This is a genomic window from Sphingobium sp. 22B, assembly GCF_001580035.1.
Lineage (GTDB): Bacteria > Pseudomonadota > Alphaproteobacteria > Sphingomonadales > Sphingomonadaceae > Sphingobium > Sphingobium fuliginis.
Genome location: NZ_LTAB01000018.1, coordinates 153,146 through 170,908, shown reverse-complemented (window position 1 = coordinate 170,908; position 17,763 = coordinate 153,146). Strand labels below are relative to the sequence as shown.

Here is a 17,763-nt window from a genome sequence, read left to right as displayed (position 1 = left end):
TCAGGACGGATGCGAACCGCCATGCTTCCCCTTCTCTCCCTGCTTGCCGCCTGCGCCGGCGCGAACGGCGAAGGCCCCGCCACGCCGCCGCACACCGCCGAAGGACCATGCCGCGACGAGGGGCTGGACCGCTTCATCGGCCAGACCGCCAGCGCGGCGACCGGCGCCGAGTTGCTCAGGCTTTCAGGCGCGCGCACGCTGCGCTGGGGCGCGCCGGGCATGGCGATGACAATGGATTTCCGCCCGGACCGGTTGACCGTCAGCTATGACGGGAAGATGGCGATCACGACCGCGCGCTGCGGCTGAGGATCGCAATGGAATAAACCTTACCGCACAGCCGTATCCCATCCGGCGCCGGTCGCGATCCCCCTGATCGCGGGCGGCCAGCCCCACGGGTGGTCCCCAAAGGGCGGCGTAGCGGTGGGGCGGGGAGGCAGGCCCCTTCTGGCACCATCGCTACGCCATTCCCGTTTCGTTGCGATCCGTTTAGGGTGCCGGGCAAGAGGAGCGGCCCGATGAACGACACTGACTCTCCCTCCGCGCTGATCGACCGGCGCATCGCGGAACTCAGCGATTGGCGGGGAGAAACGCTTGCCCATGTCCGCGCGCTGATCAGGGAAGCCGATCCGCAGGCGGTCGAGGAATGGAAATGGCGGGGCGTCCCGGTCTGGTCGCATGGCGGCATCCTCTGCACCGGGGAAAGCTACAAGGCGGTGGTCAAGCTGACCTTCGCGAAGGGCGCTTCGCTGGAGGACCCGGCAGGCCTGTTCAACGCCAGCCTGGACGGCAATGTGCGCCGCGCCATCGACATAAGGGAAGGCGAGACAATCGACGCCGACGCGTTCAAGGCGCTGATTCGCGCCGCCGTGGCGCTCAACATGAGCAGGCTGAGGAAGAAAAGTCAGATGACATCTGAATAATGGAAGAGCGGCGCGCCCATAACCAACGGATCAGACTACAGCGCCGCCCACGCCCCATCAACATTCCAGCCCGATCAGCGTCCCGCTGCCGATCCGCCCGACATAACGCTTCCCGTCGATCTCCAGCCAGTCGGGCGTCACTTCCAGCCGCCGCCCCCTGATCGTGGTGCGCAGATGCTCGACGGCAATGCGGTTGCGCGCCACGATGCGCAGCACCGCCAGCCCTTCGCCCCGCGCCGCCATCATGCTGTAGCGGTCGCCGCGCAGCAGGAAGTGCCAGCTACCGTCCGTCGGCATCCACTCATTGCCGTTCACGACCTGCACCGGCTCGCCATCGGGGCCACCCATGCGCACGCTGATGCGGGTCGCGCCGTTGCTTCGGCGCGGCGGCGCGAAGATCAGGATCGGCTCCCCCTCCAGCGTCAGCGGGATCGGCGTGTCCCTCAGCAATTGCGAGCCGCCCATGATCAGCGTCGGCAATTCCGGCGAGAAGGGCAGGCGGTCCCGCGCGAAATGGCGCTGCCGCACGACGGGATTGGCATGGAAGCCCTGCACCTGCATCGGCGTCAGGCGCCCTTCCTCCACCAGCCCATGGCAGGTGGGGCAGAGCAGCGTCACCCCATGACTTTCGGGCAAGCGAAGATAGCGGTAGATGGTCACGCCACAGCGGACGCAGGCGAAACCGCAAGCCTGACGCACTTCGTCCTGCTGCTGCGCGGTCAGTTCTGGCAGCGACGGCATCACACGCAAGCCCATGCACGACGACCCCTTGCTCACCTGCCCGCGCCACTGCGGACCGGCGTTCCTCCGGCGTCCTTCCTGCTGGCCGTGGGCGCTCCAAAGCACCCCTTCTCGCTATTGCACTATCGTTGAAATAAATGCGGACAAGTCAAGAGGCTGTTCACCATTCTCCTACCGCTGGGGCAGCAGGTCGAGATTGCGCGAAGCCGCGATCGCCCGGATGCGGTCGGGCCGCGGCATGGACCTGATCGCGATTTCCGCCATGTCCCCGGCGCTGAACAGTTCCACATTGCCGACGTTGAAGATGCGCTGGCCCAACGTCTGGGTGATGCGCACGCTGCGGATGCTGGAAAGCGCGATCTCCGTCCGCTGCTTGGCCAGAAGGCCCCGTTCCAGTAGCACTTCCCGGTCGGAAAGCGCCAGCCGCTCCCCCTTGTGCAACACCCACCACACGCCGATGGCGAGGATGCCGACGACAGAGATCAGCAGGAGGATGAACAGGAAGGGATGCGCGCGGAACATCGCGGGATGCTCGTCATACAGCCATGTCTCGCTCATGCCGGTCCCCTGCGGTTGGTCGTGAGCATTGACCATGGACGCCCCGCCGCCGTCAAGGCCGCCGGACTTGCGCTGCGACCGGATAATGGTTATAACATCCGTATGAACACACCGCTCAAGATCACGAAGATCGGCAATTCCGCCGGGGTCATCCTGCCCAAGGAGGTGCTGGCGCATCTCAATGTCGGCGTCGGCGAGACCCTGTCGGTCGTCACCACGCCGCGCGGCATCGAATTAAGCGCAGCCGAACCCGATTTCGACGCTCAGATGGCGGCAGCGCGGGAGGTCATGCAGCGCCGCAAACGCGCGCTGCGCGAGCTTGCGAAATAAACCATGTCCCGCAATTGGGTCTGGGTCAGCGCCGAAGTGGCGATGGCGGCGCATGCCGAACAGTTGGCCGAACATGGCGGCGGTGAAGGCGTGCGCGACGCAGGCCTGCTGGAAAGCGCCATGGCACGCCCGCAGAATCTGGCGGCCTATCATGAACCCGATGCCGCGGAACTGGCGGCTGCCTATGCCTATGGCATTGCGCGCAACCATCCCTTTGTCGACGGCAACAAGCGCACCGCCGCAGTTGTCAGCGAAACCTTCCTGGCGCTGAACGGCTATGTGCTGACGGCCACCGACGCCGAGTTGGTAGTAGCCTTCCTGGCTCTCGCGGCCGGAGAACTGAGCGAGGAGGAAACCACCGCCTGGTTTCGAGACCATCTGGCGGCGGAATGAAGTCCCTTTCGTTCGGACAGGAATAGCGTACTCCTGCACCGGCAGGAGCCTCAGTTCTCATCCCCCATGCGCAGCGCGGCGATGAAGGCTTCCTGGGGGATCTGGACGGACCCATATTCGCGCATCCGCTTCTTGCCCTCCTTCTGCTTCTCCAGCAGCTTCTTCTTGCGGGTGATGTCGCCGCCATAGCATTTGGCGGTCACATCCTTGCGCATCGCCGCGATGGTCTCGCGGGCGATCACCTTGCCGCCGATCGCCGCCTGGATCGGAATCTTGAACAGGTGGCGGGGGATCAGGTCCTTCAACCGCTCGCACATGCCGCGCCCGCGTGATTCGGCGGTGCCCCGGTGGACGATCATGCTGAGCGCGTCCACCGGCTCATTGTTGACGAGGATGCTCATCTTGACGAGGTCGCCTTCCCGCGCCCCGATCTGATGATAGTCGAAGCTGGCATAGCCGCGGCTGATCGACTTCAGCCGGTCGTAGAAATCGAACACCACCTCGTTGAGCGGCAGTTCATAGGTCACCTGCGCGCGCCCGCCGACATAGGTCAGGTTCTTCTGGATACCCCGCCGGTCCTGGCAGAGCTTCAGGATCGAACCCAGATATTCGTCGGGGCAGTAGATCACCGCCTCGATCCACGGCTCCTCGATATAGTCGATATGGTTGGCGTCGGGCATGTCGGCGGGGTTGTGCAGATGCCGGACCGTCCCGTCATTCATGTGAATCTCGTACACCACCGAAGGCGCGGTGGTGATGAGGTCCAGATCATATTCCCGGCTCAGCCGCTCCTGAATGATCTCCAGATGCAGCAGGCCCAGGAAGCCGCAGCGGAAGCCGAAGCCCAGCGCGGCCGATGTCTCCATCTCGAAGGAGAAGCTGGCGTCGTTCAGCCGCAGCTTGGAAATCGATTCGCGCAGCTTCTCGAAATCATTGGCGTCGACCGGGAACAGGCCGCAGAACACCACCGGCTGCACTTCCTTGAAGCCGGGCAGCGGTTCCTTCGCCGGATTCTTGACCGTGGTGATGGTGTCGCCGACGCGGGTCTGGCTGATGTCCTTGATCTGCGCGGTGATGAAGCCGATCTCGCCCGGCCCCAGTTCGCCCAGTTGCTCGATCTTCGGCCGGAAACAGCCGACGCGGTCGATCAGATGCTCGGTGCCGCCGATCATGAACTTGATGTTCTGGCCCTTCTTGATGACGCCGTTGACGACGCGCACCAGGATGACGACGCCCAGATAGGGGTCGTACCAGCTATCGACCAGCATCGCCTCCAGCGGCGCGTCCCGGTCGCCCTTGGGCGCGGGGATCTTGGCGACCACGGCTTCCAATATGTCATCGATGCCGATGCCTGCCTTGGCGCTCGCCAGCACGGCTTCCGATGCGTCGAGGCCGATCACCTCCTCGATCTCGGCCTTCACCTTCTCCGGCTCGGCGGCGGGCAGGTCGATCTTGTTGATGACGGGCACGATCTCATGGTCATGCTCGATCGACTGATAGACATTCGCCAGCGTCTGCGCCTCGACGCCCTGCGCGGCGTCGACCACCAGCAACGCGCCCTCGCAGGCTGCGAGCGAACGGCTCACCTCATAGGCGAAGTCGACATGGCCCGGCGTGTCCATCAGGTTCAGTTCATAGGTCTCGCCATTCTTCGCGACATAGTCGAGGCGCACGGTCTGCGCCTTGATGGTGATGCCGCGCTCCTTCTCGATATCCATGTTGTCGAGCACCTGCGCCGACATTTCCCGGTCGGTCAGGCCGCCGGTGCGCTGGATAAGGCGGTCGGCCAGGGTCGACTTGCCATGGTCGATATGGGCGATGATCGAGAAATTGCGGATGTGCGAGAGATCGGTCATGGCCCGCGCCGATAGCAGCCATTTGAGGGCCTGTCAGCAGGCTCGCACATCCCATGCCCGTTAAGGCTATGGCGGTGATAACCGTTCGCATTACTTGCGCGCCCGCGCGGTTGTGCTAGAGCATGGTGCAAATATCGGGGCGCCACAAAATCAAAACGACTTCAGCAACTTTCAGGGGTGCATGACAATGCGTGTGTTCGCGAAGTTCGTCGCTGCCGCAGCCGGTCTGGCTGTCGCGGCTTCTCCGGCGATGGCCGCTGACAAGGGCTCGTCCGCCCGGCAGCAGCAGGCCAAGAAAACCGCCGAAATTCCTCATTGCACCCGGCGCCTCGGCACGGTGGCCATCGTCGAGCCGGACAACCAGTGGTGGCGTGAGCTGAACCTGGGCAGCCCGGAGGCGATCCTCAAGGTGTTCATCCAGCAGTCGGGCTGCTTCGGCATCGTCAACCGCGGCCGCGCCATGGCCAGCCGCAATATGGAACGCGCCATGGCGGACTCCGGCGAATTGCAGGCGGGGTCCAATCTGGGCAAGGGCCAGGTGAAGGCGGCGGATTATTATCTGCAGCCCGACATCGTCTCCTCCAACAAGAATTCAGGCGGCAATGCGCTGGGCGGCATGCTCGGCGGCTTCCTGGGCGGCCGGACCTTCGGCGCGCTGGCGGGCGGCATTTCGGTCAAGAAGAGCGAGGCCAATGTGACGCTCTCCATCGTCAACGCCCGCACGACCGAGGAAGAGGCGCTGACGGAGGGCTATGCGCGCAAGTCGGACCTGAGCTTCGGCGGCGGCGGCGGCGCCGGCTGGTGGGGCGGCTTCGCCGCGGCCGGCGGCGGCGGCTACCAGAATACGGAGATCGGGCAGGTGATCGTGCTCGCCTATCTCGACGCCTATACCAAGCTGGTGACGCAGCTTGGCGGCCTGCCCGCCAATGCGGCCGCAGCGGCGCCCCGCGCACAATAAAGGACGGTTTTGAAGGGAAGGGCGCTGCCGGAGCTTCCGGTGGCGCCTTTTTTTCACTGGTCTCGCCATCCTGCTGCGCGATATTCTAGCCTTCCCATGTCCTGAGCGCCCGTTCATAGCGTTTTGCCGCTGCGTCGCGGGCTTTCTCCAGCGGGTGCCTTTCGGCTTGATGCCGTTTTTCCAGGTCCTGACGCGCGCGCCGAAGGGCGGCTTCGCGGCGGGCCAGTTGACGGCGCTCCGCTTCCTGCTGCCGGTCGAGAGCCGCCAATGCCTCCTCCGCCGCCTCCAGCGGTGCGCGGTCGGGGCGGGGCCTGGGCCTGGGCCTGGCCGCGCCGCGCGCCTTCGCCTTTCTGGGGCTTGCGGGCTTCTCCTCAGGCAGCGCGGCGAGATGTTCCGCCATGGAACCGCGCGGGCGCCTGATGACCTGGCCTGGATGGGCGAGCGGCTCGGCCATGAGGGCCGGATCGGTCACGACCTCCGCCACGCCGCGGGCGAAGAGATTGGCGTCGGCGCCCCAGGCCTCCAGCGCCGCCTTCTGGCTGGGCGCGGCGACATAGGCGTCGTGAAAGCCGATGGCGGTGCGATAGGTCTTGAGCGCGCGGGGCATGGGCGGGAAACGCCCGGGACAGGCGGCCGGCTCCCTGCCGCTACTGGACTCACGCGCGATTCCCTACTAGCCGCTCCCCTGCATGGACCCGCCGTGCGGGGCGGGCCTTAGATTAGGGACCAGGGTAGATGACCGTCATCAAGACCGCCGATCTGATCGAGAGCGTGGCCGACGCGCTCCAGTTCATCAGCTATTATCATCCGATGGATTATATCCGCGCACTGGGCAAAGCCTATGAAGCGGAGGCCAATCCGGCGGCGAAGGACGCCATCGCCCAGATCCTGACCAACAGCCGCATGTGCGCGGAGGGGCATCGCCCGATCTGCCAGGACACCGGCATCGTCAACGTCTTCATCAAATGGGGCATGGACTGCCGGCTGGACGATAACAGCCGCTCCATGCAGGAGGTCGTGGATGAAGGCGTGCGCCGCGCCTATCTGAACCCGGAGAACCGCCTGCGCGCCTCGATCCTGAAGGACCCCGCCTTTTCGCGCGTCAATACGAAGGACAACACGCCCTGCGTGCTGAATGTCGAGATGGTGCCGGGCGACAAGGTCATCGTCGACGTCGCGGCCAAGGGCGGCGGGTCGGAGAACAAGACCAAGTTCAAGATGATGAACCCCAGCGATTCGATCGTCGACTGGGTGCTGGAGATGGTGCCGCAGATGGGCGCGGGCTGGTGCCCGCCCGGCATGCTGGGCATCGGCATCGGCGGCACGGCGGAAAAGGCCGTGGCGCTGGCCAAGGAATCGCTGATGGAGCCCATCGACATGGGCGAATTGAAGGCGCGCGGACCGCAGAACGAGATCGAGAAGCTGCGCATCGAGATTTTCGACAAGGTCAACGCGCTCGGCATCGGCGCGCAGGGGCTGGGTGGCCTCGCCACCGTGCTGGACGTCAAGATCTACGACTATCCCTGCCATGCGGCGGGCAAGCCGGTGGCGATGATCCCCAATTGCGCGGCGACCCGCCATGCGCATTTCACGCTCGACGGCTCGGGTCCCGCCTATCTGGAGGCGCCGAAGATTTCGGAATGGCCGCAGGTCGACTGGAAGCCGAGCAAGGAGGCGATCCGCGTCGACCTCGACACGCTTACGCCGGAAGTGGTGCAGAGCTGGAAGCATGGCGACCGCCTGCTGCTCAACGGCAAGATGCTGACCGGGCGTGACGCGGCGCACAAGCGCATCCAGGACATGCTGAGCCGCGGCGAGGAACTGCCGGTCGATTTCAAGGGTCGCGTCATCTATTATGTCGGCCCGGTCGATCCGGTGCGCGACGAGGTGGTGGGCCCGGCCGGTCCGACCACGGCGACCCGCATGGACAAGTTCATGGACATGATGCTGGAACAGGGCCTCGCGGCCTGCGTCGGCAAGGCGGAGCGCGGCCCGGCGGCGACCGACAGCATTGCCAAGCATAAGAGCGCCTATCTGATGGCGGTCGGCGGCGCGGCCTATCTGGTGGCGCGGGCGATCAAGGCGGCCAAGGTGGTCGGCTTCGAAGACCTGGGCATGGAAGCGATCTACGAGTTCGAGGTGCAGGACATGCCCGTCACCGTAGCCGTCGACAGCGAAGGCCAGAATGTCCACCGTCTCGCCCCGCTGGTGTGGCAGGAGAAGATCAAGAAGGAAGGCCTTCTCGAAGGGGTGTGAGGCTCGCCCGATCCTCCCCGTCGGGAGATGGGGAGGGGGACCGTTTGCGAAGCAGATGGCGGCGGGGAATCGGCGCAAGGCAGCCGAATGGAAGGATCGTCGCAGGCGCGGGAATTGCGGCGCGCTTTGGCGCACCCGAAATCGCGCTGTGAACAGCATCCGGTCGGGCTTTTGTGCTGGATTCCACTGCGCCTCTGTCCGGTTGGCTATGGAGCTGGACAGCGGCTTTCATGACCATGCTGAGCAGATGGCGCAGGATGCCCAGCGTAGCAGATGGCGGCGTTTTCAGGGGGTTAGGGTGCTCTGGATCAAGGCTCATGACATAATCCGGGATTTCGACGATGTGGCGCGGCACATCCTGCACCACGGTCGCGCATTTCCCCTCCACCATCCCGGGAAGGACTAGGATGGCGTTTCCCATCTGGCTTCCGGCGACGCTGCTGGCGGGAGCGACGCAGGCCTGGCGGACGGCGGTGCAGCGCCGGGTCAGCAAGGAACTGTCCGTCAACGCGGCGGGTCTGGTGCGCTATCTCTACGGCCTGCCCTTCGCGCTGATGCTGCTGGCGGGCTATCGGCTGATCTATCCCGGCCCGCTCCCCTCGCCCGATCCATCGTTCCTGCTGTTCTGCCTGGGGGGCGGACTGGCGCAGATCGTCGCGACCAATTTGCTGATCATGGCCTTCGCCCATCGCAATTTCGTCGTCGGCACGGCTTATTCCAAGACGGAGGCGGTGCAGGGGGCCATCCTCTCCTTCCTGCTGATGGGGGAGCGTCTGCCCCCCTTGGCCTGGGCAGGGATCGGCTGCGGCGTGGCGGGCATCATGCTGCTGTCGGTCGGCGGCAAAAAGCCCGGCTTCCTCCGCGCGCTGGGGCAACCGGCCGCGCTGTGCGGCATCGCCTCGGGCTTCTTCTTTGCGCTGACCGCGATCGCCATCCGGCGGGGAACGCAGGAGGTGGACGCCGGTGGCGCGAACGCGGACCCGGTCCTGGCCGCGCTGATCGTGCTGGTCGTGACGGTCGCCATGCAGACGGTGATGCAGGGCGGCTTCCTGCTGCTGCGCGAGCCCGGCGAAATGCGCAAGGTGCTGCACGGCTGGCGCATTTCGGGGCAGGTCGGGCTGTTGTCCGCCCTCGGTTCGGCATGCTGGTTCACCGGCTTTGCGACTGCGCCGGTCGCGCTGGTGCGGATCGTCGGGCAGGTGGAGGTCGCCTTCACCCTGGGCTTCGGTCATTTCTACCTGGGCGAACGGATGAAGCAGAGCGAGGTCATGGGGCTGGTGCTGGTGGCCACCGGCGTCGTGCTGGCGCTGACTGGCGCGCTGTAACGGCCCACCGCATCGATAACGGATATTTTACCAACGTCCGATAGCCCGGACGGCGTGGAAAACCAGGCAAGAACCCGGAACGTCGAACAGGCGGTGATGAAGGTGGCCAAGCTGTCCGGCGACCTGGGCATCCGCACGCTCGATCTGCAGGCGGACATCAGCGAGCTGGCGGATCGCGTCACCAATCAGGCCCGCACGATCGAGGCGATCAGCGGCGCGGCGGCGCAGCTTTCCCGGGATGGCGAAAGCGTGTCGCTGGCGGGACAGGATGCGCGCGAAAAGGCTGTGGCCGCGCGGAGCATCATCCAGGATTCCGGGCGCCAATTGTCGGACGCCAACAGCAATTTCGTCGACCTGATCGAGCGGGTGAGCAGCGTCCACGCACAGCTTGACGGCTTTCGCGAGGCGTTGAAGACCGTCGCCCATGTCACCAGCGTGATCAGCGGCATCGCCAGCCAGACCAATTTGCTGGCGCTCAACGCGACCATAGAGGCGGCGCGCGCAGGCGATGCCGGGCGCGGCTTCGCCGTGGTGGCCGCAGAGGTCAAGAAGCTGGCGCAGGAAACCGCGACCGCCACCCAGACCATCGATCAGTCCATCGGAGCGCTGACCGGCGAGGCGGGCAAGATGCTGGAGGGCATCGTCCACGGCGCGGAAACCGCGCGAACGGCGCTTAACGACACCAAGAATATCGAACTGCTGGTCGAACGGCTCGGCGCGCTGATGGAAGACCTGTCCAGCAACAGCGAGGGGGTGGCCGAACGCATCGCCTCCATCGTCGGATCGGCGGGCGAGATCCGCGGTGGGCTGGCGGCGCTGGCGAGCACCTCCACCGACAATGCGGGGGGCCTGCAAAGACTGTCCGGCCGCATCTCCACTGCCAGCGACGACACCAACCGACTGCTGCAACTGGTGGCGGAAAGCGGCGTGGAGATTCCCGATACGCCCTATATCGATTTCTGCCTGGATGCCGCGCAGGCGGTAAGCGACGCGCTGGAACTGGCCGTTGTCGAGGGCCGGCTGACGGAAAGCGAATTGTTCAGCGAATCCTACATGCCGATCCCCGGCACGCAGCCGGTTCAATATAGCCATCCGGTCCAGCCGGTGCTGATCCCCGCTGCGCGGGTGCAGCAGGAAAGGGCGCGCGTCTTTCCAGGGCTGTTCGGCATGACCTTCACCGACCGCAACAGCTTCGGCGCGGTCGCGATGCCGGAACGGTCGCATCCGCAGCGGCCGGGCGACGACAACTGGAATTTCGAATATTCGCGCCAGGGCCTGATCTTCGACTTCCCCGACACGCGCGAGCAGTGCAGGATCACCCAACCCTTCTGCATCAAGGCCTATCGGCGGCTGAACGCCGTGGGTGAGGTCATATTGCTGAAGCAGGTCATCGCCTCCATCCATGTTCGAGGACGGCATTGGGGGATTTTGCAAATGGCCTATCAGGACCAGGACAGGTGAGATTTTCGGCCTGAAGGGTCGGGAGCGGCCTTCGCCGCGTTCGGAAGAGGGAGCGGCGTATGGAAGCCCCGTTCAAACGCCATGATCTACGGAAGGCGGGTGGATCGCGGCCATTCCGCTATTCTTGAGGCACAAAGTGCTCCTGCGAAGGCGGGAGCCCAGTTTCCACGGTGCAATGGTCCACAGACGGCGGAACCGCGCTCTGACGAACCATGCGTCTTGTTCGAGCGCCTTCGAGGAGCATGGCGGGTTCGAACAAGAAGCGGACGGTTCCCCGGCCCCTAACGTCCGAACTTCTTCTGCACCTTCCCGTAGCGCAGTTTGCGCGTTCCCGGCTTGCCCTCGGTCGCCCGTCCTCGCGGCGCCGCCACCTGCTGCCCGGCGGGCAGGCCAAGCTCTTCCGCCTCCAGCTTGCGGATTTCGTCCCGGATGCGTCCGGCCTCCTCGAACTCCAGGTCCGCCGCCGCGGCCCGCATCTGCTTTTCCAGATCCTCAATATAGGCGCGCAGATTGTGGCCGACGAGGTGCGGCCTGTCCTCCAGCCCGGTGTCCACCGTCACCTGATCCTTCGACGCGACATGGGCGATGATGTCGCCGATGTTGCGCTTGATCGTGGTGGGCGTGATGCCATGTTCCAGATTATAGGCCATCTGCTTCTCGCGGCGGCGCGACGTCTCGTTGAGCGCCCGCTCCATCGATCCGGTGACGCGGTCGGCATAGAGGATCACCCGTCCCTCGACATTGCGCGCCGCGCGCCCGATCGTCTGGATGAGCGAGGTTTCGGAGCGCAAAAAGCCCTCCTTGTCCGCGTCGAGGATCGCGACCAGCCCGCATTCGGGGATGTCCAGCCCCTCGCGCAGCAGGTTGATGCCCACCAGCACGTCATAGACCCCCAGCCGCAGGTCGCGGATCAGCTCTATGCGCTCCAGCGTCTCGACATCGCTGTGCATGTAGCGGACCTTGATCCCCGCCTCATGCATGAACTCGGTCAGATCCTCGGCCATGCGCTTGGTGAGCGTCGTGACCAGCGTGCGATAGCCTTTCTTCGCCGTCTCCTTCGCCTCATGGATCAGGTCGTCCACCTGGTCCTCCACCGGCTTGATCTCGACAGGCGGGTCGATAAGGCCGGTCGGGCGGATCACCTGTTCGGAGAAGGTGCCGCCGGTCTGCTCCATCTCCCACGACCCGGGCGTTGCGGAGACGCTGACCGTCTGCGGCCGCATCGCGTCCCATTCGTTGAAGCGCAAGGGCCGGTTGTCGATGCAGCTCGGCAGGCGGAAGCCATATTCGGCCAGCGTGATCTTCCGCCGATGGTCGCCCCGCGCCATCGCCCCGATCTGGGGCACGGTCTGGTGGCTTTCGTCCACGAACAGCAGCGCATTTTCCGGCAGATATTCGAACAGCGTCGGCGGCGGCTCGCCCGGCAGACGGCCGGTCAGGAAACGCGAATAATTTTCGATCCCCGCGCAGGAGCCGGTGGCAGCGATCATCTCCAGGTCGAAATTGGTCCGCTGCTCCAGCCGCTGCGCCTCCAGCAGCTTGCCCTCGGCCTGCAATTCCTTCAGCCGCTCCGCCAGTTCGAAGCGGATCGCCTCCATCGCCTGCTTCAGCGTCGGGCCCGGCGTCACGTGGTGCGAATTGGGAAAGACCTTCACAAAGTCCAGGCTCGCGACCTTCTTGCCGGTCAGCGGGTCGAATTCGACAATGTCCTCTATCTCATTGCCGAAGAAGCTGACCCGCCAGGCGGTGTCCTCATAGTGCGACGGGAAAATCTCCAGATTGTCGCCCTTCACCCGGAAATTGCCGCGCGCGAACGCCGCGTCGTTGCGCTTGTACTGGAGCGCGACCAGCTTTCGGATGATCTCCCGCTGGTCCTCGACCTGCCCCTTCTTCATCGCGAAGGTCATGGCCGAATAGGTTTCGACCGAGCCGATGCCGTAGAGGCAGGACACCGACGCCACGATCAGCACATCGTCGCGTTCCAGCAGCGCACGCGTGGCCGAATGGCGCATCCGGTCGATCGCCTCGTTCACGCTCGACTCCTTCTCGATATAGGTGTCGGAGCGCGGCACATAGGCTTCGGGCTGGTAATAGTCGTAATAGCTGACGAAATATTCGACGGCGTTTTCCGGGAAGAAGCTCTTGAACTCCCCATAAAGCTGCGCGGCCAGTATCTTGTTGGGCGCCAGCACCAGAGCGGGCCGCTGCAACGCCTCGATCACCTTCGCCATGGTGAAGGTCTTGCCCGATCCGGTGACGCCCAGCAGCACCTGGTCCTTCTCGCCAGCCAGCGCGGTTTCCACCAGTTCGGCTATGGCGGTCGGCTGATCGCCCGACGGCTCATAGTCCGACACCAGTTTGAACGGCCTGCCACCCTCGCTCTTTTCCGGGCGCGCGGGGCGGTGGGGGACGAAGCCTTCGCCGGTCTCCGGCTCGTCCAGCGTGGTGCGGATCTGGATAGACATAAGCGGAATATGGGGCCTTTGGCTTGAGACGCAATCGGCTTCACGCTCTCTTGTGCCGGGAAGCGGCAAAGCCGTACGCCTCCGCCCTTTCAGGGCTTCGGTTCGAACAGCCCTTCGGACGGCGACGGATAGACCGCCGGCTGGTCACCCTGGCGCGCGAAGAGCCGAAGTAGGCCCTTCTCCATCTTCCCAGTCCATCAACGCTCACCCGATTGTCGAACACGCATAGCATCAGAATTAGAACAAATAAAGAACATATGGCTTGCCCATTCCGCATTGTATCCTCCCCCTCCCTTGATATGGTCGCGCCCTAAACGGCGTGGAAACAGGGAGAAAAGCTTATGCGTCCGACACTCTCCATCCTGATCGGCCTGACGGGAGCGACCGCCCTGCTCGCGGCGTGCGGCGAAAAGAAGGCGAGCGAGCCGCAAACCCGCGAGGAGGTCCGTCAGGAAGTGCAGAAGGTCCAGCTCAAGCCCGGCCAGTGGGAGGGCAGCTATGAGCTGGAGGACATCGACATGCCGAACATGCCCGGCGGCGGCGACCAGATGAAAGAGCAGATGAAGAAGATGATGAGCCGCACCTCGATCAAATATTGCGTCTCGCCGGAGGAAGCCGCCAACCCCAGCGGCAAGATGTTCTCGGGGCAGGAGAACAAGGATTGCGCCTACAAGGGCTTCGACGCCAGCGGCGGTTCCGTGAAGGGCGAGATAAGCTGCAAGTCACAGGGCGGCACGATGAACGCCGTCATGTCCGGCAGCTATGCGCCCGAAAGCTATGAGATGCACATGGACATGAAGATGACCGGTGCGCCCAATGGCATGAACATGAGCATGAAGGCCAGGACCAGCGGCAAGTGGATCGGCACGACCTGCGCGGAGAAGTAAGGGCGGGCGATGTGAGCGAAGCGCCTGCAGGCGATAGCAGATTCCTCTTGCGCTTTGCACGGCTTGGCGCGAGCCTGCACCGGTTCCAACAGAGAACAGGGGAGAGGATATGCAGAAATTCGCGCTGGCGGCCTTGCCGCTTGGGCTTGCTCTCGGCTTGGCCGCCTGCGGCAGCAAGCCGGAACCCGCGCCCGAAACGACCGAAGCGCCGATCGTCATGAAAGCGGGCGAATGGGCGCTGACGCGCAAGACAACCGGCTATAATACCCCCACAGTCACCCCGGCCGAATATCAGGCCGCGCTGAAACAGGTGAGCGAGGACAAGACCTGCATCGCCGTCGATGCCGCCGGCGTGCCGGACGCCAATGCTCTCGCCGGGGATGAGGGCAGGAACTGCACCTACAAGGACAAGCTGATCCGCAAGGGGCGTCTGATCGCTACGCTGAGCTGCACATCCGGCAAGGGCACATCCGAAATCGTGCTGGAGGGCAATTTCACCGCCGATACGCTGACGCTGGGCAGCACCATGACGAGGACCGAGGGCGGCCAGCCCGTGCTGCGCACCACCCATGACGTCACCGGCAAGCGTGCAGGGGAATGCACCAAGGCGTGACGATAAGGACCGGGCGGGGTTCTCCAACTGTGCCCGGTCCGCAAAGCCCGCCGGCGCAGCGCCTTCCTTTCGCGGGATCTCCGGCCTTTCGGAGCATGGCGCGCGGCCCTCGCGGCGATCGAAGGCTGCCGGCCATTATCGCAAGCGCGGGGATGCTTTCCGAGGCGATGGAATTACGGATCGAGAGCGGCGGATAAGGGGCGGGCCGAGAGCAGCATGGGGGCGAACATGCTGCCGCGACGAATGGGCAAGACTGCGCCATGTTCGATGGACCCCGGAGCGCATCTTGGGTCGCGTCCTTCCATCGCGGCGATGAAGCCTAGAGCCAATCGACATTCAGCCCTGACGGCCTGCAAATGACGCTTTTCCGTGCTTCCGGTGCTCACCTACCTTGAGTAGGCTGCGCTCCGGGTCACGGAAAATCGACATTCAGCCCTGACGGCCTGCAAATGACGCTTTTCCGTGCTTCCGGTGCTCACCTACCTTGAGTAGGCTGCGCTCCGGGTCACGGAAAACCACCATTTTACCTTCGGTGGCCTTCGGCTCGGCTCGTCATCATCTGAATGTCGATTGGCTCTAGGCCCGGGCGCGCACCTGATGTCCGGGGAAGAGCGCCGCCGCGTCGGCCGCCGGCATGGGCCGCCCGAAATAGAAGCCCTGCACCTTGCGGCAGCCCAGGCCCCTGACCATGGCCAGTTCGGCCTCCGTTTCGACGCCCTCCGCCGTGGTCGCCATGCCCAGACTGTCCGCCAGCGTGACCACCGCGCGGATTATCGCCAGGCTTTCCGCCCTGTTGTTCGCCGCGCCCACGACGAAGCTGCGGTCGATCTTGATCGTGTCGAAACGTGTGCGGCTGAGATAGCCGAGCGAGGAATAGCCCGTCCCGAAATCGTCGAGCGACAGCCGAACGCCCAGCCCCCGCAACTGATCGAGTATCTTGAGCGCCCCGGTATCGGCGTTGACGAACACGCTTTCGGTGACTTCCAGTTCCAGCCGCCGCGCCTCCAGCCCGCTCTGCGCAAGGGCGGACACCACCGCACCGACAAAGCTCGGATGGACGAGCTGCTCGGCCGAGACATTGACCGCGATGCGCACGCCGTCGGGCCAGCATGCCGCTTCCTTGCAGGCGGTCCGCAGCACCCATTCCCCGATCGGTCCGATCAACCGGGCTTCTTCCGCGACCGGAATGAATTTGGCTGGCGAGATCGGCCCCATGTCCGGATGGGTCCAGCGCACCAGCGCCTCGAACCCGACGACAATGCCCGCCTGCGCCTCCACCACCGGCTGGAACAGCACATGCAGCTGGTTCTTCTCCAGCGCGTCGCGCAACGCGAGTTCCAGTTGGCGGCGCTCCTCCGCCTGCGCATGCAATTGCGGTTCATAGGCGCAATGCACGCCGCCGCCATCGCCCTTTGCGCGATAGAGGGCGAGGTCCGCGCTGCGGATCAGCGCCTCCGATTCATGGCCATCCTGTGGCGACACCGCCGACCCGACGGATGCACCGACGTAAAGCGTATGTTCGTCCACCTGATAAGGGGCTGAAAGGCCGTTGATGATCCGGGCCGCAAGCCTGTCGACGCCGTGATTATCCCCCAGTTGCGGGATGACGACGGCAAATTCGTCGCCGCCGATGCGCCCGCAAAATTCCGCGCCGGAACAGATATGCCGCAATCGCCGCGCCACCTGGGTCAACAGCTTGTCACCGATCTGGTGGCCCAGCGTATCGTTCACCGCCTTGAACCGGTCCAGGTCTATCATCAGGAAGGCGCAGCCGCCGCGCCCTGCGCCCGCCGTCCCGCCGCCGCCCATGGCCTGATCCAGCACATCGCGCAGATGCGTGCGATTGGGCAGGCCGGTCAACGGGTCGAACCGCGCAAGCTGCGCGATCCGTTCCGCCGATTCCTTCTGTTCGGTAATATCGGAGCCGACGCCCCGGAAGCCGAGAAAGGCGCCGCCCTCGTCATAGCGGGGCGAGGCGGACAGTTCCCACCAGCGCACATCCCCCTCCAGCTCGACCGGCAGGACGATGTTGCTGAAGCTTTCCCGCCGCTTCAGATGATCCGCCAACGCATGCAGTTCCGTCGGGAACAGGCCGCTTTCCCAGGCATTTCCAGCCAGCAGTTGCACCAGCAGCACGCCTTCCACCTCGGCCGGTGTACGGCCGAGCATTTCGGCAAGGCGCGGCGACACGCCGCTCAACCGCCGCGCGGGATCGGTCTGCCACAGCCAGTCGGACGCGCCATGTTCATATTCGCGCAGCAGCAGGCTGACGACCTCGCTCTTTTCCTCCAGTTGCACGCTGGCGCTGTGCTGCCGGGCGAAGGTCCGTGCATAAAGGAAGCAGCCGACCAGCAACGACAGCGCATAGCTGGTGGCAAGGGCAAGCAGCGGCGTCTGGTCGCGCGGATCGAACAGCGCGCCAAGCCCGACGATGCAGGGCAGCAGGAAGCCGGTCGCCGCCAGCGGAGTGGCGGCATAGCTGATCGCGCCGCAGACCATGATGCAACTGATCAGCGTCCAGTGCGCCACCAACTGCGCGGCGCCGTGCCCGGACGAGAGCGTCATCATGCACGCCGCCCAGACGAGGCCGTGAAGCAGGCCGGTGAAGCCATGGACCCTGAGATCGGTCGCGCTTGCCGCCGCGCCATTGCGCCTGCGCCGCAGGATGGCGCCGACGGCCATGGAAAGGAGCAGCGCGGCGCTCCAGACCATCAGCCCCGGCACAGAGCCGTGATCGCCGAAGACCTGCCACAGGAACAGCAGGCCGAAGAGGTTCATCGCCTGCCTCAGCAGCGCGACATGATCGGCCGAGCGCAATTGGGCGGCAAGGACGCGTTCCGCCGCATCGCCCGGCACGACGGCAAGACCCATCATCGCCCGAAGCGATATTCGCTCCCGCGAAGCCTGTTCAGAAGATGGCCCTTGCCCGCGTCTCACCCGGCCGGATTAACAGCAAGCGGTTATCAATCCGTAACGGCCGTCAAAAGCAGATGAAAAAAG

General features: G+C 64.7%; 17 protein-coding genes. 11 read left to right on the top strand and 6 right to left on the bottom strand.

Translation table 11 applies throughout. From position 1 onward, the window contains the following. Positions 1-9: 9 nt before the first annotated feature. Both A0J57_RS16410 and A0J57_RS16405 read left to right on the top strand, forming a co-directional pair. The gene (locus A0J57_RS16410) at positions 10-306 is read left to right on the top strand and encodes an I78 family peptidase inhibitor (RefSeq protein ID WP_082718713.1); all 297 of its coding nucleotides are present in this window, start codon (positions 10-12) and stop codon (positions 304-306) included. A gap of 209 nt (positions 307-515) precedes the next feature. After that, the gene (locus tag A0J57_RS16405; RefSeq protein WP_061937863.1) at positions 516-920 is read left to right on the top strand and encodes a DUF1801 domain-containing protein; all 405 of its coding nucleotides are present in this window, start codon (positions 516-518) and stop codon (positions 918-920) included. A 57-nt stretch (positions 921-977) separates the two neighbouring features. On the opposite strand, the gene A0J57_RS16400 is transcribed toward A0J57_RS16405, so the two are convergent. Further along, positions 978-1,661, bottom strand: coding sequence for a hypothetical protein (locus A0J57_RS16400; protein ID WP_025547473.1), 684 nt, complete (start codon positions 1,659-1,661; stop codon positions 978-980). 171 nt (positions 1,662-1,832) lie between these two features. After that, positions 1,833-2,219, bottom strand: coding sequence for a PH domain-containing protein (locus tag A0J57_RS16395; protein ID WP_025547475.1), 387 nt, complete (start codon positions 2,217-2,219; stop codon positions 1,833-1,835). Positions 2,220-2,321: 102 nt separating this feature from the next. On the opposite strand from A0J57_RS16395, the gene A0J57_RS16390 reads away from it, so the two are divergent. Continuing rightward, on the top strand, positions 2,322-2,549 hold the full coding sequence (locus tag A0J57_RS16390) for an AbrB/MazE/SpoVT family DNA-binding domain-containing protein (protein ID WP_025547477.1): 228 nt from the start codon (positions 2,322-2,324) through the stop codon (positions 2,547-2,549). A 3-nt stretch (positions 2,550-2,552) separates the two neighbouring features. Then, positions 2,553-2,942, top strand: a complete 390-nt coding sequence (locus A0J57_RS16385; RefSeq protein WP_061937860.1) for a type II toxin-antitoxin system death-on-curing family toxin — start codon at positions 2,553-2,555, stop codon at positions 2,940-2,942. Between the two features lie 50 nt (positions 2,943-2,992). Here the strand turns inward: A0J57_RS16385 and lepA are convergent, their stop codons facing one another. Then, positions 2,993-4,798, bottom strand: coding sequence for a translation elongation factor 4 (gene lepA / locus A0J57_RS16380; RefSeq protein WP_061937857.1), 1,806 nt, complete (start codon positions 4,796-4,798; stop codon positions 2,993-2,995). 187 nt (positions 4,799-4,985) lie between these two features. Between lepA and A0J57_RS16375 the strand changes: the two genes are divergently transcribed. Further along, entirely contained in the window at positions 4,986-5,756 is a 771-nt protein-coding gene (locus tag A0J57_RS16375; protein WP_025547481.1) for a CsgG/HfaB family protein, read from the top strand. Between the two features lie 85 nt (positions 5,757-5,841). Here A0J57_RS16375 and A0J57_RS16370 read toward each other — a convergent pair whose 3' ends face one another. Next, entirely contained in the window at positions 5,842-6,363 is a 522-nt protein-coding gene (locus A0J57_RS16370) for a hypothetical protein (protein ID WP_061937854.1), read from the bottom strand. Between the two features lie 128 nt (positions 6,364-6,491). Between A0J57_RS16370 and A0J57_RS16365 the strand changes: the two genes are divergently transcribed. The 4 genes from A0J57_RS16365 (at position 6,492) to A0J57_RS16350 (ending at position 10,798) form a co-directional block, all read left to right on the top strand. Further along, positions 6,492-8,012 (top strand): fumarate hydratase, encoded by a 1,521-nt coding sequence (locus tag A0J57_RS16365; protein ID WP_025547484.1) that lies wholly within the window; start codon positions 6,492-6,494, stop codon positions 8,010-8,012. Next, positions 7,942-8,418 (top strand): DUF559 domain-containing protein, encoded by a 477-nt coding sequence (locus tag A0J57_RS27280; RefSeq protein WP_328587039.1) that lies wholly within the window; start codon positions 7,942-7,944, stop codon positions 8,416-8,418. Before A0J57_RS16365 ends, A0J57_RS27280 begins: the two co-directional genes overlap by 71 nt. A gap of 1 nt (position 8,419) precedes the next feature. After that, positions 8,420-9,337, top strand: a complete 918-nt coding sequence (locus A0J57_RS16355; protein ID WP_044660371.1) for a DMT family transporter — start codon at positions 8,420-8,422, stop codon at positions 9,335-9,337. 96 nt (positions 9,338-9,433) lie between these two features. Next, entirely contained in the window at positions 9,434-10,798 is a 1,365-nt protein-coding gene (locus A0J57_RS16350) for a methyl-accepting chemotaxis protein (protein ID WP_025547487.1), read from the top strand. Positions 10,799-11,079: 281 nt separating this feature from the next. Here A0J57_RS16350 and uvrB read toward each other — a convergent pair whose 3' ends face one another. Continuing rightward, complete coding sequence (uvrB, locus tag A0J57_RS16345) at positions 11,080-13,263, bottom strand: excinuclease ABC subunit UvrB (protein ID WP_025547489.1); 2,184 nt, start codon at positions 13,261-13,263, stop codon at positions 11,080-11,082. Between the two features lie 341 nt (positions 13,264-13,604). On the opposite strand from uvrB, the gene A0J57_RS16340 reads away from it, so the two are divergent. Both A0J57_RS16340 and A0J57_RS16335 read left to right on the top strand, forming a co-directional pair. Continuing rightward, positions 13,605-14,150 carry a DUF3617 domain-containing protein gene (locus A0J57_RS16340; RefSeq protein ID WP_048576805.1) on the top strand — a complete coding sequence of 182 codons (546 nt, stop codon included), beginning with the start codon at positions 13,605-13,607 and terminating at the stop codon, positions 14,148-14,150. A 109-nt stretch (positions 14,151-14,259) separates the two neighbouring features. Continuing rightward, complete coding sequence (locus A0J57_RS16335; protein WP_061937848.1) at positions 14,260-14,763, top strand: DUF3617 domain-containing protein; 504 nt, start codon at positions 14,260-14,262, stop codon at positions 14,761-14,763. A gap of 576 nt (positions 14,764-15,339) precedes the next feature. Here the strand turns inward: A0J57_RS16335 and A0J57_RS16330 are convergent. Continuing rightward, complete coding sequence (locus A0J57_RS16330) at positions 15,340-17,637, bottom strand: bifunctional diguanylate cyclase/phosphodiesterase (protein WP_061937845.1); 2,298 nt, start codon at positions 17,635-17,637, stop codon at positions 15,340-15,342. Positions 17,638-17,763 lie beyond the last annotated feature (126 nt).